14 protein-coding genes are annotated in these 14139 nt (G+C 54.2%); 8 read left to right on the forward strand and 6 right to left on the reverse strand.

The window, feature by feature from the left end; genetic code table 11:
• The coding region (locus Q0Y02_RS03445; protein ID WP_297764441.1) for a helix-turn-helix transcriptional regulator at window positions 1–266 on the forward strand (266 nt) is incomplete at its 5' end.
• Here Q0Y02_RS03445 and Q0Y02_RS03450 read toward each other — a convergent pair.
• From Q0Y02_RS03450 to Q0Y02_RS03475, 6 genes are all read right to left on the reverse strand, one after another.
• Entirely contained in the window at window positions 263–1144 is an 882-nt protein-coding gene (locus tag Q0Y02_RS03450; RefSeq protein ID WP_062814934.1) for a hypothetical protein, read from the reverse strand. The genes Q0Y02_RS03445 and Q0Y02_RS03450 overlap by 4 nt on opposite strands.
• A 95-nt stretch (window positions 1145–1239) precedes the next feature.
• Window positions 1240–2247, reverse strand: a complete 1008-nt coding sequence (locus Q0Y02_RS03455; protein WP_062814933.1) for a lambda-exonuclease family protein — start codon at window positions 2245–2247, stop codon at window positions 1240–1242.
• The gene (locus tag Q0Y02_RS03460; protein WP_233192295.1) at window positions 2244–2744 is read right to left on the reverse strand and encodes a hypothetical protein; all 501 of its coding nucleotides are present in this window, start codon (window positions 2742–2744) and stop codon (window positions 2244–2246) included. The genes Q0Y02_RS03455 and Q0Y02_RS03460 overlap by 4 nt, the downstream gene beginning before the upstream one ends.
• 84 nt (window positions 2745–2828) lie before the next feature.
• Window positions 2829–3797, reverse strand: coding sequence for a DUF932 domain-containing protein (locus tag Q0Y02_RS03465; protein WP_103917428.1), 969 nt, complete (start codon window positions 3795–3797; stop codon window positions 2829–2831).
• 100 nt (window positions 3798–3897) lie between these two features.
• Window positions 3898–4392 (reverse strand): DNA repair protein RadC, encoded by a 495-nt coding sequence (gene radC / locus Q0Y02_RS03470; RefSeq protein WP_063508940.1) that lies wholly within the window; start codon window positions 4390–4392, stop codon window positions 3898–3900.
• Window positions 4393–4471: 79 nt separating this feature from the next.
• The gene (locus Q0Y02_RS03475) at window positions 4472–4804 is read right to left on the reverse strand and encodes a membrane protein (RefSeq protein WP_035248785.1); all 333 of its coding nucleotides are present in this window, start codon (window positions 4802–4804) and stop codon (window positions 4472–4474) included.
• A gap of 877 nt (window positions 4805–5681) precedes the next feature.
• On the opposite strand from Q0Y02_RS03475, the gene Q0Y02_RS03480 reads away from it, so the two are divergent.
• From Q0Y02_RS03480 to Q0Y02_RS03510, 7 genes are read left to right on the forward strand one after another with little or no spacing between them, the layout of a single operon-like run.
• Window positions 5682–6551 (forward strand): metal-dependent hydrolase, encoded by an 870-nt coding sequence (locus tag Q0Y02_RS03480; protein WP_035248744.1) that lies wholly within the window; start codon window positions 5682–5684, stop codon window positions 6549–6551.
• A complete protein-coding gene (locus tag Q0Y02_RS03485; protein WP_052042942.1) occupies window positions 6551–7552 on the forward strand; it encodes a BtrH N-terminal domain-containing protein in 1002 nt (333 codons plus the stop codon). Before Q0Y02_RS03480 ends, Q0Y02_RS03485 begins: the two co-directional genes overlap by 1 nt.
• The gene (locus Q0Y02_RS03490) at window positions 7527–8507 is read left to right on the forward strand and encodes a PaaI family thioesterase (protein WP_231866193.1); all 981 of its coding nucleotides are present in this window, start codon (window positions 7527–7529) and stop codon (window positions 8505–8507) included. Before Q0Y02_RS03485 ends, Q0Y02_RS03490 begins: the two co-directional genes overlap by 26 nt.
• Window positions 8508–8565: 58 nt before the next feature.
• The gene (locus Q0Y02_RS03495; RefSeq protein WP_035248742.1) at window positions 8566–10116 is read left to right on the forward strand and encodes a long-chain-fatty-acid--CoA ligase; all 1551 of its coding nucleotides are present in this window, start codon (window positions 8566–8568) and stop codon (window positions 10114–10116) included.
• Between the two features lie 47 nt (window positions 10117–10163).
• A complete protein-coding gene (locus Q0Y02_RS03500) occupies window positions 10164–11324 on the forward strand; it encodes an acyl-CoA dehydrogenase family protein (protein ID WP_007150215.1) in 1161 nt (386 codons plus the stop codon).
• An 8-nt stretch (window positions 11325–11332) separates the two neighbouring features.
• A complete protein-coding gene (locus Q0Y02_RS03505) occupies window positions 11333–12448 on the forward strand; it encodes an acyl-CoA dehydrogenase family protein (RefSeq protein ID WP_035248740.1) in 1116 nt (371 codons plus the stop codon).
• Complete coding sequence (locus Q0Y02_RS03510; protein ID WP_035248738.1) at window positions 12435–14036, forward strand: GMC family oxidoreductase N-terminal domain-containing protein; 1602 nt, start codon at window positions 12435–12437, stop codon at window positions 14034–14036. The genes Q0Y02_RS03505 and Q0Y02_RS03510 overlap by 14 nt, the downstream gene beginning before the upstream one ends.
• Window positions 14037–14139 lie beyond the last annotated feature (103 nt).

Below are 14139 nucleotides of genomic sequence, written 5' to 3' on the forward strand. Positions count from 1 at the left end.
GCGACGAGCTTCATGTGACCAAATCCACGATATCCGCCTGGGAAAATGGCCGTGATTCGCCCGGATTTCGTTTACTGCCGAAGTTGAAGGCGGTCCTCGGTGTATCGCTGGATCATCTGATCTGCGGCGATCAGGTTGAGGGTGCCTCAGAGCTGAAGTCCAAGTATGACGCCCAGGTACGCAATGACGCCGAAGCCCAACTACTCAAGGGCTACCGGCGTCTGACTGCCAAACGTCGCAAAGGCCTGCTGGCCATGATTGATTAACCTGCCTGTTTCCCGGCCAGCTTCTGGCTGAGTCCCTGTACGGGCTGTGGTTGAGCATTGCCGGGTGGGGCAGTGCCTTCCGGCACGAACTCCTCCACAACCTGTAACCCTTCCTCCTCCGAGTATTCGAACTGAGCGTTGAGCAGGCCGGCATGGGCTACCTTGTCCAATTCTGCCTGGTGAATGCCCTGGCTTTCCCTGACCTTGGCCGCTTCCCTGGCGTGGCTGACGGCCTCCACCATGGATTGCTCTGCGCGCAGTGTCAGATCCACGTAGTAGATCGGTGCCCGGTGACTCTGGGTGGTGCTCTTCCCGCGTAGCTTCAATTCCAGAGGCAGGGTGGCTAGGTTGCCACCACTGATGGCGTGGAAGTAGCGTAGCCGGGCCGCCAAGGTGCGGATGCTGTTGTAGCCAGTGGTCCGGAACACGAAGCAGCCCAGTTCATCCTCTTCCCCGATCCGTACATACAGCCGTCCGTAGGGCTTGCACAGATCGTGGGCGCCGAATTCGCATAGGTCGGGTGACGGGCAGGGCAGTTGTTCCAGGCCCTGGTCGGTGCGGCGTCGACAGCTCTCACCGTCGCCACTGCACAGGGGCCGGCCACTCTTGCGCTCGAAGAAGGTGTACTCCGCCCGCAGATTCAGGTCCGGATCATTGAAGGGCAGGGTGACGGGAATGCTGCGTAGTTTCTTGCCCTGACCCTCCTGGCGCAGAGCCTCATCCAGTGGGTGCGGTAGCCAGCCCTCCCGGGTCTGGATCTGGGTAGTAATGGTGAATTGGTCGTCTTTCTCCGGCAGACGCTTGCCGTTCTTTTCCACCATGCGGCCAATACTGATACGGCCAATTACGGGTGGAGTAATGGCGAGTCCTTTGATCATGGGAGTCTCCTGTTATAAAAAACGCACAGCCGCCGGGCAGGGCCCGGCGTTTATGCTTTTAGGCTGGCGTGTTGAATGAGGTGATGCGAGAACGATCAGGTGGTGGCCTTGACCAGGAACCGGCGGCTGCCGGCCCGATGCTTGGGGAATTGCTGCAGTAGCGCGGGCTGAGCCTTGAGCAGGGCGTCAGTATCGAGCACCGTACTGTCCTTGCTGCGCTTCCAGCTCACCTGGCCGTCGATGAAGTAAGCCCGAGCGGCGTCACCCATGCGTTGCTGGATGCGTTGCTTGAGCCGGGCTTCCCGTTCGGCCAGACGGGCCAAGCGTTCCCGGATATCCAGCATCTCACTGAAGTCGCCGTTGAGTGCGGTGTCTTCAATGAGATCCAGGGCTTCGCCATCATCACGAGGGTAGAGCGCTCGCAATGACTGGTCGGCGGAGTCGGAGCCATCGGCGTCGGGTGGTGTATCGGTTTCTACCAAGTGCCAAAATGCCCGCTCCAGCTCGATCAGTTGCTTGATGACGGTTTCATCCCGCTCGATGCGGTGTATCTGCAATTCCTGCCCGCAGATCAGCACCGCCACGTCCGCCGCCTGCTTGCCGGTGACGGCCAGCTGATGCTGTACCTGACACTGGATGTACTCCGGTACCCCCTCGGCCCAGAGCCTGGCGCCATTAAGGCCAGTGGTTTTGCATTCCAGGATCTGCACCTCTGGATTGCCCACAACGGAATAATCCAGATTGGCCAGCATCCAGGACTTGTCCGCATCCGGGTGCTGGAGCACGGCATTCACTCGCCGGACCTTGTTGCCCGTCGCCTTGGCATAGGCCTCGGCCACCTTGGGTTCAAGCAGGTTGCCCCAGTACAGCGGGGTATGGATGTCGTCCGGATTAGGAGCTGGTAACAGGCCATCCCGACCGGTCTTGATCATCCACAGCTCCAGGGGCGACTGATACGGGTTGAGCCCCACCGCCGCAGCGGCATCGCTGGCCCCGATACCTTGCTTGCGGACCTTGAGCCACTGTTCCCGGTTCATGCCCTTGGTGGACACCAGGCGCAGGGCCGGACGGGATGAGGGTTTGATAGCGCGGGGTGTACTCATGAGTGACCTCCTTCCAGTTGGGTCAGCCGCTTGGTAAAGCGATCATGGAGATTGATCAGCCGATGGGTCTGGGGCGTCTGATCCGAGGGGATCTCATGACTGCCGCCTTGACTGAAGAAGGTGACTACCAGATCGGTGATCATCTGTTGGATGTCGTCATGGGGTGGCAGATTGCCGTCATTCTCGAGCAGATAGGTGCCCAGCTGTTCGCCCAGGATGGACACCACCTCGTACTCGAACACCCCAGGAAACCCTTGCGGGCCGTACCAGTAGGGTTGCACCTGTTTCCAGATATCGGGGATGAAGTCACACAGGGTGCTGATCAGTTCGATACAGCCATTACCCCAGATCTCCAGAAGCCGGGTACCGCGCTCCTTGTTCAGCATCACCCCTTCATGGAGAAAGGCGCCCCAAATGGCGGCCAGATGCGGGGAGAGGGGAGGCGCAGAGCATCTGGCTTCCGGGCCCACACGGTTATCGTGATTAGGTTCTGTCATGGTCAGGCTCCAAACAATAAAAAGCCCGACCGGCACAGAGCGGGTCGGGCTTTAGTCGAGGGAAAAGAATGAGTAGGGAATCAGTCAGGCCACCAGTTCCAGGGTCTGGCTCAGGGCCCGCTGCTTGATTTGGGCCCCCTTGCCGAACCAGGCGGAATCCAGCCGGTTGTCGGTACTGCGGGCGCGACGTTCGTGGTCCACGAACTCGGTGACGGCATTGAGCAGGCCGTAGGCCGTGTTCTTGGCTGACGGCAACTCCGCGCCGCGACCGGCCCCGTCATACAACGCCATGGCCTTCTTCATGGCCTGTTCGTTGGGCTTCACCAGCATGTCCCCAGAGGAGTAGTTCACATCGGTGAAGACCGAGCGCATGACCTTCTCGGCGGTCTTGCGGGTAATGCGCCGCTCGCTGAGGGCCTTCAGGCGATACATGAAGTCATCCCAGGCGGAGACGGAGATCCCGAGCTGCTTCTTGACAGCCTGGGCATCGAAGGTGGTGTTGTGGCGGACCTTCACCGCCTGGCCGGCGCCATTGAGAGCTACCGCCAAGGTGTTGTTACACACCACTCGGATGCTGGTGAACTGGGCAGTGGTAGCCAGGGTGCCGTCACAGGCGGTAGCCAGCAGCACATAGCCGTTGGTCTGGTCATTGCCTGCCAAGGAGCCTGTTTGCCCGGTGCGGGCCAGTGCCCACAGCTTGCGGCCCCCTTTAAGGACGCCAGCGGTTTCCAGCTCAAAACCAGAGCGCTCGGTGAGATCCCGGTAGAACTCCAGGATCTGCCGGGGTTGAACCACCTTGAAGCGGTTACTCACTACCGAAAGAGGCGCCTGATTGTCTGAGCGGAACAGAACCTTCTGATCCGGGAAGGATGAGATCTGCCCGAGAGCCCCGGCCTCGCTACTAATGAAGCGAACAGGGGTCTCACGGATCTCCCAGTCCATGCCGGCTTCCTGCATCCAGACATTGAGGGGTTGTTGGGCGGCGAGCTGGTTGCCCAGCCCGTGCCAGGGGGTACGTCCTGCATAGGCCATGCTTTCGACAAGATGTGCCATGGTAAATCTCCAAGAATAACGATGAGCCCAAAACGGGCGGCTTAACGAATGAGAAGAGGTGGTTGAGTCAGTGGTAGAGCAAAAGCCGAAGAGTGAAGGCTCAGAGCCAGCCACGCTGGGCTAAGCTGACCCACTCGGAGCGGGACACGACGAAGTGATCCAAGACCCGCACATCGATCAGGGCCAGAGCGTCCTTGAGCCGGGTAGTGATGGTGCGATCAGCCTGGGAGGGCTCACAGCACCCGGAGGGATGGTTATGGGCGAAGATTACGGCAGCGGCATTGCAGGCCAGGGCCTGCTGTACCACCACACGGGGGTACACCGCCGCGCCATCAATGGTGCCGTTGAACAAGGGCTCGAAACTGAGCACCTTATGCTTGTTGTTGAGGAAGATGGCCGCGAAGACCTCGTTCTTCTTCTGGGCCAGGGCCATCTGCAGGAACTGGGCGACATCGGTGGGAGTGGTTAGCGCCTCCCGACCGGTCAGCTCATCCAGAAGAATGGTGGCCGCCGTACTGACAATTTCCTCAGGCTTAACGCAGCCCTGTACGTGGTACAGGCCCTGCTCGTTCTTTACGAAAGTGGGAATATCCATCCAGGCCTCCATAGCGGCATAAAGAAGCCCGCACTGGGCGGGCTTCAGGGGTGTGTGAGTGGTAAGGGGAGAGTGGGACTTACTCGGCATCGAGGCGGAAGCTGTGTCCGCAATCCAGGCATTCCAGGTTGTCGAGATAGGTCTCGTCGAGCTTGGCGCCCAGCGCAGCACCAGCTTCACCACCGGCCACGCCGCCAGCCAAACCGCCAAACACGGCACCGGCGATACCGCCGATGGCGGACCCGGCAGGGCCAAACGCCAGGCCGACCGTAGCGCCCACGCGAGCACCGCTGCTAGCCATGGCAATGCCGCTGGCGGCACCTGCAACCGTGCCTACAGAGCCGCCGACCTTGCGGCCATTCTGCAGGGCGACAACGCGGATGGAACGGCAGGACGGACATTGAATGATCATGAAACCTCCATGAGACAGGGTCAGGAAGGCCATTCCTTCCTGGCTTCATAGAGGTGATATATGGTTGAAAAAATCTGGGATAGTGGCCGCATTTCTCTTCATGCGGGTAGTTGAAGTTTCTGTGTAGTATTTGGATAGTTCGATACTACGCCGATCGCTCTTCTCTATTTAGTTGGCCGATGTTGGTGAGCTGCGGCCTAACATGCCTCTCATCTTCTCGACAGCACCTGCTTGGTGAATTCTCATACGAGTTAGGGCGGGCCTGAATATCGTGCATTTTTCGGTTTTATGATGCTCAAGAAAAGCAGCAATCAGGCGCGGCAGCTCCCGTTTCACTCCGAACAGGTTATTGGCCCCGCCAAGGTATATAGCCTGTTGGTATTCTAGGCTTGGCCAAGGTGGCACCTTTCTGTAGCCGAAGATACCTTTAATCACCCGGAATGTATGTTCACGTTAGTTCGCGCGCTGGTTTGCTGGTCTCGCATTGCTGTGCTGTCTTCCTCGTCGTGGATTGCATTCCAGAACGTTCAGCGATAAATCACTTAGTCTTGCGCTTCTTTCTTTGCGATTCTGGATATTGCAATAACTAGAATCTTGCACAGATTCAGCTCATCCCGCAGGCATCGAAAGTTCAAGGTGGAAGTTTCATCGGCATTCCGGGAAAGATAAATATTCGAAAAACAGCACACCGATTCAATTTTATACAGCGTATCTTCCATGGTCGGACCACACTTCCAAAACCATTTAAATGCAGCTTTATGCATAATGACTGCTTCACAGAGGAGACTTGCGACCTAAGGTTATTGACATTTGGTTGTTCAGCCAAATAAGATCAAGGGATGTCACTACGTAGACAGCCTGTTTATTTGGAGGAATTATGAGTTCTGTATCAATTCAGCCGCGCAAAGTCGCTTTTGATGTCTCGTCAGTGCCACGGCACTGGAATGGCGGTGACCCCGTGCTGACCCGCTTCTTTGATGCCCTCTCAGTGCATTTCCCGGAGGGGGAGCGCTTCTTTATCCAGTCAGTGCGTAACTTCAAGGATCAAGTGACAGATGATCAGCTGAGCGAGGATATTCGTCACTTTATTCGCCAGGAAGGTCAGCACGGGATTGTCCATGATCGTTTCAACGATGTGATGGCCAGCCAGGGCGTGGATGTGGATAAGGTCACTGCGAATCTAAGGACCTTTATTCGCACCACACAAAAGTACCTGCCGAAGAAGTATCAGCTCGCCATGACGGCGGCGTTTGAGCACTTTACGGCAACCCTGGGCGAAACCATGGTCAGCGAGAAGAGCGAGATGTTTAGCGAGGCTGACCCCGTCATGAGAGCGCTATTTCTGTGGCACGGGGTCGAAGAAGTAGAGCACAAGGCCGTGGCCTATGATCTTTATCAGGGCGCAGCAGGTGGAGGCTACTTGACGCGCGCGTCTGCGTTGGTGGTTGCGACCCTGATGGTTCACCTTGTCGTGGCTCCAGTATTTTGGAATATGCTCAAGCTTGATGGCGTAACGCGCCAGCCTGGTGTGATTCTGCGAGGCCTGAACAAGCTTTATGGGCGAAAAGGTATTCTCACAGGCATGCTGCCTGATTTCCTCGCTTGGTTCCGCCCTGGATTTCACCCTTGGGATACCGGTATGCCTGAGAAGGTTGCCGCGTGGTTGGCGGAGTATGAGACTCATGGAGATCCGATGCGGGCATCGGAAACCATTTACGGTCCGGCTCCAGTGAGTGAGGCAGCCTGATGCATGGAGACAAGCAGGATGTCCCCAGTACCGTCGATGTTCCTCATACACATCGGCCTGGGCGTCACTGTGGCAGTTCAGCTATCAGAGACCTGCTGGAGTTTCATGGGCTTAATTTGACGGAAGCTTTCTGCTTCGGGCTGGGTGCCGGGCTTGGTATTACTTATGTGGAAATACCAGGCACGGACACCCCGTTTATTGTCCATGTCCGTTCAATGGGATTTGAGGAAACGGTGTTCTCTACACTGGGCGTGCCGTTTCGCTGGGAAACTTGGCAAGATAAATGTGCTGCCGCCGATGCGCTGGATGCCCATCTTGATGCGGGGCGGCCTGCGCTTCTCTTAACTGATATTTTTTACCTTCCTTATTTCAAGAGCAGTACACATTTCCCCGGTCACGCCATCGTCGCCTGGCAGCGAGCCGAGAAGGGCGAGACGATGCTCGTTAGCGATACCGAGCGCCCAGGGCTTTTAGAGGTGCCTCGTGACAAGTTGGTTGAAGCCAGATTCTCCTTGTCGCCACCCTTTATCCATCATGGTTCATTGTTCGCACCCGAAAGTGTTTCGGTTCAGGTGTCTGCCGATAACGTGCGCAGTGCGATTGTGAAGAATGCAGATAATCTCCTGCAAGGAAGCAGGAATCACGGTATTCAAGCGCTAACAACTTGGATCCAGGAACTTCCTCGCTGGAAGGCAGTGGATAAATGGCAATGGTTGCTCCGTTTCGCCTATCAAGTGATCGAGAAGCGTGGAACGGGGGGCAGCGGCTTTAGAGCGATGTATTCAGAATTTCTCGATGAAGCGAGTGAAATTGTTCCTGAAATACATGAGGCAGGCTTGGTCGAGTTGATGCGCACGAGTGCTGCGGCATGGTCCGCTCTGGCTGATTGTCTGCGAAAGGGGTCCGAAAGTGAAACATTCCCTGAAGAGGCAATAACGGACGCCATTGAATCTGTGCGTGTTGCAGAGACCCGGTATGCGGATGCCGCTTCAACATTCTGATAAAAAGTTGCTAACTATGACAGCTGAGACATCACTCCCGAGAGAACTGCTTGCCGCAAAGGCTTTTTTTGGTTCAGGGCATCCGTTGTTCAGGGTTTTTGGTATCGCAATGGATGACATTACCAAAGATGGCGCGGTAATGAGCATGCCTTGTGTGGAAGAGGTTTGTGATCAACAGGGAAAGCTTCATCGGGGAGCCATCGCTACCTTGCTTGATACGGCATGTGGTTTGGCGATTTTTGTGCGCCTCGGCGACATGCGCCCAATTGCGACAATTGACTTGCGCGTTGATTTCATCGCTAAACCCGAGGCTGGCGAAGGGGTGGCATGTAATGTCACCTGTTTTGCAGTTGAAGAAAATATTGCTTATGTCCGTGGAGAGGCATTTGGGCGTGATGGCGGCAATTTGCTGGCGTCGGTATCAGGCAGTTTTGCGATAGGAACGGCAGGCCCGTCCTTTGATCAATCTGTGAATCCTAGCAATAAGAGAGCCCCCTCCAAGAAAAAAACAATCGATGATGAAGGAATCATCAGCTTCGAAACAGAAAGGGTAACCGCTCTCTCTACTGTGGTCGGCGATGTATCACCATACGAAAAATTTCTTGGTATGACGGCTTCGGACGATAATGGCGAAGCAACCTATAAAATGCCGTTTCGCGAGCAGCACATTGGCAACCCTCTGATCAAGACTTTTCATGGCGGTATTATCGCAAGCTTCGCGGAGCTTGTTGCTGGCGCGCACTTAACAGCGAATCAGACTGAACAAAATAAGCCAGTATGTTCAAGTATGACTCTGGATTATTTGCGCCCGGCCTTTGCGGGTACGTTGGTGGCCAAGCCGAACATTATTCGTGAAGGAAAGCGCTTCATTGTGGTTGTTGTGGATGTGTTTCTTGATGGCGCCCAGGTTTCCCGAGGTCGCTTCATTTATAAGAGAGCCTTCGCTTCCAGCTAATCCAATCTATAAACAACCCTCCCCCCTTCCTTTTCTGCCTCAATAGAGGAGTTCTGTTATGTATATTTCACAGACTTTGCGCCGTGCGGTTCAATTAAACGGCCAAGGTACGGCTACCGTTTTTGCTGGTCGGCGGCAAACCTGGCGAGAGTTTGAAGACCGTATCGCATGCCTTGCTAACGGGTTGCTAAGTCTGGGCGTCAATGCGGGTGACAGGGTTGCCATACTGGCATTAAACAGCGATCGCTACCTGGAGTATTTCTATGCAGTGCCGTGGGCCGGTGCGGCAGTGAATCCCGTCAATATTCGGCTCGCACCACCTGAAATCGCCTATACCTTGAATGACTCAGGTTCTAAAGTGCTTTTCGTTGATGACACCTTTGCAGCATTGCTGCCATCCCTACAGCCACAGCTTGAGTCTATCAAGCATGTTGTCTTCATGGGTGAGGGTGAGTGTCCACAAGGGTGTATTGATTATGAATCCCTTGTCGCCAACGCCGATCGAATCCGTGACGCCAATGCTGGCGGTGACGATCTGGCGGGGCTGTTTTATACCGGTGGTACCACTGGGCGGTCAAAAGGCGTGATGCTGAGTCATGACAACCTGGTATTCAATGCCCTAAACGTGGTTGCCGAGATGGGCTATGACAGTGACACCATATATATGCATGCCGGGCCCATGTTCCACTTGGCTGATATGGCCAGCACGTTTGCCGTGACACTGGCTGCGGGGACACATGGCATTGTTCCTCGCTTTGATGTTGATGAAGTGCTGGCTTTCATTGAGCAGGAGAAAGTCACGAACACCCTGTTGGTGCCGACCATGGTCAATCTTCTAGCCTCATCTGGGCGCATCGCCAATTACGATGTCAGCAGCATAAAACGCATGCTGTATGGCGCCTCGCCAATGCCAGAGGCGGTATTGATTAGTGCTATGGAACAAATGCCGACAGTGTCATTTGCTCAGGGCTATGGCCAGACCGAAGCCTCCCCAATCATTACCTCACTCGGGCCAGAACATCACATTCCCGGCGGAGAAAAATTACGTAGCGCCGGTCGCGCAGCACTGGGTGTGGAGGTGGTGGTGCTTGATGAAAATGATCAGGTGGTATCTCAAGGTACGGTTGGCGAAATATGTGCGCGGGGACCAAACGTCATGTTGGGTTACTGGGGAATGGAATCAACAACCGCTGATACCTTGCGCAATGGTTGGCTACATACCGGCGACCTTGGCTACATGGACGAGGATGGATTTGTCTTCATCGTTGATCGAGCCAAGGACATGGTAATCAGCGGTGGAGAAAATATTTTCTCTGTTGAAGTTGAAGGTGCCATTTATAGCCATCCTGCGGTACAGGAGTGCGCGGTAATTGGTATTCCCGATGAACGCTGGGGTGAAGCTGTGCATGCAATCGTGGTGCTGCGTGAAGGAGAGCACGCCAGTGAGGCAGAGATTATCGAACATTGCCGTGAAAGAATTGCAGGTTACAAAGTGCCTCGTAGCGTTGATTTTAAGGCAGAGTCGTTGCCGGTGAGTGGGGCAGGTAAGGTGCTGAAAAACGAACTGCGAGCCCCCTTTTGGGAGAGCAACGGTAAACAGGTTAATTGAGTAATTGATGACCTTGTATTGCGAAATTTATTGGCTTGGAGGCTTCCATGAATCTGGATTTCAGTAATGACGAAAAAGAATTTCGTAAGAGTATCCGGCAGTGGATGAAGGAAAATGTGCCTGATGATATTCGGCGCTGTACTGCCCGAGGAGCGATGCCAGACAAGAATATGCAGCAACGATGGGAGCGTTTGCTGGGCAGTCAAGGTTGGCTCACGTCTACTTGGCCAGAACAATTTGGTGGCCCAGGGTGGAGCGCAACCCAGCGGTATATTTTCGATCAGGAACGCGCCTCGGCAGGGGCTCCGCCAACAAGTCCTTTTGGTGTGGCCATGGTTGGGCCGGTGTTATATACCTTTGGTTCTGAAGCACAGAAGGAACGGTGGTTGCCCGGCATTCAGCGTGGCGAAACGCTATGGTGCCAAGGTTATTCTGAGCCCAATGCGGGCTCAGATCTGGCCTCGTTAAAAACGCGAGCCACGCGTAATGGCGACCATTATTTGGTTAATGGTCAAAAAATCTGGACGACACAGGCCCATTGGGCAGACATGATGTTTTGCTTGGTGCGAACGGATAGCACCGTGAAACAGCAGCAGGGTATTTCATTCCTGCTGATCGATATGAAAACCCCCGGGCTTGAAGTACGGCCGATTTATTCAATTGATGGGCATCATCACCTTAACGAAGTCTATTTTACCGACGTGAAAGTGCCTGTGGAAAATTTGGTGGGTCAAGAAGGAATGGGGTGGACCATTGCCAAGTTTCTTCTTACCCACGAACGCACCACCATTGCCGGTGTGGCGGATATTCACTACGAAATCAATCGCCTTAAAAGTGCTATCGATGCGCTACCAACGGAAACAGATAAGCAGTTGGCGGTGCGTCGGTTGGCTGGCTTGGAAGTCGATCTTATGGCACTGGAATACACCAACTTTCGCACCGTTGCTGCCACAGATGAAGGCAAGCCGTTCGGCCCAGAATCGTCAGGACTGAAAATCAAAGGCACGGAACTACAGCAAAGGGTTTCCCAAGCGATGGTGGAAATCGGAGGTTTGATGTCTTTGCCATGGGATAACGAGGAGCCCATTGGGGAGCAAATTTTTAATCAGGCCAGTCGCCGCTATAACTTCCTGCGTGCGTGCACCATCTATGGTGGATCTAACGAGATCCAGAAAAACGTGTTGGCGAAGATGTTGCTCGGATTGTGAGGTGAAAAATGGATTTCAAGTTACCCGAAAATACCACCATGATTGCGGATACCGCGCGCCGTTATCTTAAAGACAACTATTCATTTGACACCTACATTGCACAGTTGAATGAGAGTAATCACCTTGAAGCGAATCGCTGGCAGGCCATGAATGATTTGGGTTGGTTTGGCCTTCCGTTTGCTGAATCTGTTGGAGGGTATGGCGGCTCATTGCTTGACGTGTGCGCCATTGTTCAGGAGTTAGGAGCCGCGCTTTGTCTTGACCCTTTTGTCGATTTAATTGTTTCCCCCGGCAAGTTATTGGAGTTCGCCAATACGCCAACATCCTTGGCGTTGCTTGATCGCATTATTGCTGGTGAGGCACGTGTGGCTTGCGGTCTTTATGACCGGCATGCCGGTTATCACGTGCTGAACCCTTCCTTGAGGCTAAACGGAGAACGACTTTCCGGGCAGAAGCACGTTGTGTCTGATGGTGGCGTTGCAGACGCCGTGCTCGTCTCCGCTATGTCTGGTGATGAGTTGGTCATTGTCGCGCTACCTTTCGACGCCTGTGACGTTGAAAGATATCGACTGCTCGATGGAAGCCGTGCTGCCAGTTTGACGCTTGATGATGTGCTCATCACAGACGAAATGGTTTTGTGTCGTGGTGATGCGGCAAAGCAAGCGGTTTCTGCCTGGTTCGATTATCTGTGCGCATTGGACTGCGCACGTATGTACGGCGCCTGCCGAGAGGTGTATCAGGCCACTCTGGAATACGCTCGAACGCGTAAACAGTTTGGTAGAACGATTGGCAGTTTTCAGGTAATCCAGCACTACCTTGTTGATGCGTTTATTGATCTCCAGCAGCTGGAATCCATGCTCTTGATGGTGTCAGTAAAAGGAGAGAGCGCAAACGTCGGTGAGCGCGGGCGCGCGACAGCGGCGGCAAAGGCTTACTACGCAAACCGGGCCGTTGGTATCACTCAGCAAGGTATCCAGATCCATGGTGGCGTTGGTGTTACGGAAGAGCTGAACATTGGCCATTACTTCCGTCTGGTGACACATGCATCATTGAGTCATGGCGACCGAGAGCACCACATGTCACGGTTTATTCAGGCGGGGGAGAAGCAAAATGAAGTCGTTTGATTTTATCGTCGTGGGGGCGGGCTCTTCGGGCTGTGTTCTTGCCAACCGGTTAAGCGAGTGCGGCAAGTATTCCGTTTGTCTTATTGAGGCCGGCCCCCACGATAATAGCGGTTTTATTAATATTCCGTTTGGACTCATCGGTCTAATTAAACAAGGAAAGCGAAACTGGGGCTACGACACCGCGCCACAAAGTCACCTTAATAAAAGGCGCCTCTACTGGCCGCGAGGAAAAACACTGGGGGGCAGCAGCTCAATCAATGCCATGGTCTACATTCGAGGCCAACAACAAGACTATGATGACTGGGCAGCGCAAGGCGCAACAGGGTGGGCGTGGAAAGATGTGCAGCCGGTATTCAATGCACATGAAAACAATGAACAATACTCCGCTGACAATTGGCATGGTGTGGGTGGGCCACTGAATGTTACCCGAGTCAGGGATGTTAACCCGTTAACCCCGCTGTTTATTAAGTCCGGTGAAGAGCTGGGTTATACCCGAAACGATGATTTTAACGGGCCGGAACAGAAAGGCTTTGGCCGGTTTCAGGTAACACAAAAAGAAGGGCGCCGGTGGAGTGCCGCGCGTGCTTTCCTGGATCCTGCACGTGGCCGCGATAACTTGCACATCATGACGGATGTGCAGGTAACCAAGGTGTTACTGGATTGCGGCAGGGCGATTGGCGTCGAAATTTGTGATAGTGATGGTGCTCAATCGGTCATTCGTACGAACAAAGAAGTCATCCTGTCCGGTGGGGCGATCAATACCCCTCAGTTGCTGATGTTGTCGGGTATTGGAGAGCGAGAGCACCTATCGAAAATCGGCATCACCTGTTTGCAAGACTCGCCGGAAGTTGGGGAGAACCTTCAAGATCACCTTGATATGACCGTCATGATCAAGGACAAAAGCCGTCAATCAATCGGCATGTCACCGTTTTTTATACCTCGGCTGATTAGTGCCTTCTACCAGTATTTTCGTCATCGGCGCGGCTTTCTTGCCAGTAACGCGGCGGAAGCAGGGGCTTTTGTCAGCCTGCTCAGCGAGCCGGATCGTCCGGATGCTCAGCTACACTTTTTACCGGCTTATCTTCGAGATCATGGACGTCAGTTGACGCCAGGGTTTGGTTGTACGATTCATGTGTGCCAACTCAGGCCTAAGAGTCGAGGACAGATTCGATTGGCCAATAGCGATCCATTTGCTGCGCCTTTGATAGACCCAAACTATCTTTCTCATCCTGACGATATTCTTGTGCTCCGTGAAGGCGTGAAACTAGCCAGAAAAGTGTTTCACAGTCATTCTTTCAGCTCTGCTTTTGGCGGTGATGACGAACCGGCTTCCAGCGTGGAGAGTGATGACCAGATTGACGCGGATATTCGCCAGCGCGCTGAAACAATCTACCATCCCGTCGGCACTTGCCGAATGGGTAGTGATGAAAAAGCGGTGGTGGATGTCCGTCTGCGGGTAAACGGTGTGAAGGGGTTGCGTGTCGCCGATGCCTCGATCATGCCACTGTTGATCAGTGGTAATACGAACGCGCCATGTATGATGATTGGCGAGCGAGCGGCACAATTCATTCTAGAGGATGCGCAATAAAGATCGGCTAGAGAAAAGCTATGATAAAAGGTGTAATGCCGGAGTTGCATGGAAGCAATTCCGGCATTTTTTTGTGTGTCTTTTAGCAAACGGTGGTGACAGA

Origin of the sequence: uncultured Alcanivorax sp., from assembly GCF_947258575.1 — a bacterium.
In the GTDB taxonomy this organism is placed as follows: domain Bacteria; phylum Pseudomonadota; class Gammaproteobacteria; order Pseudomonadales; family Alcanivoracaceae; genus Alcanivorax.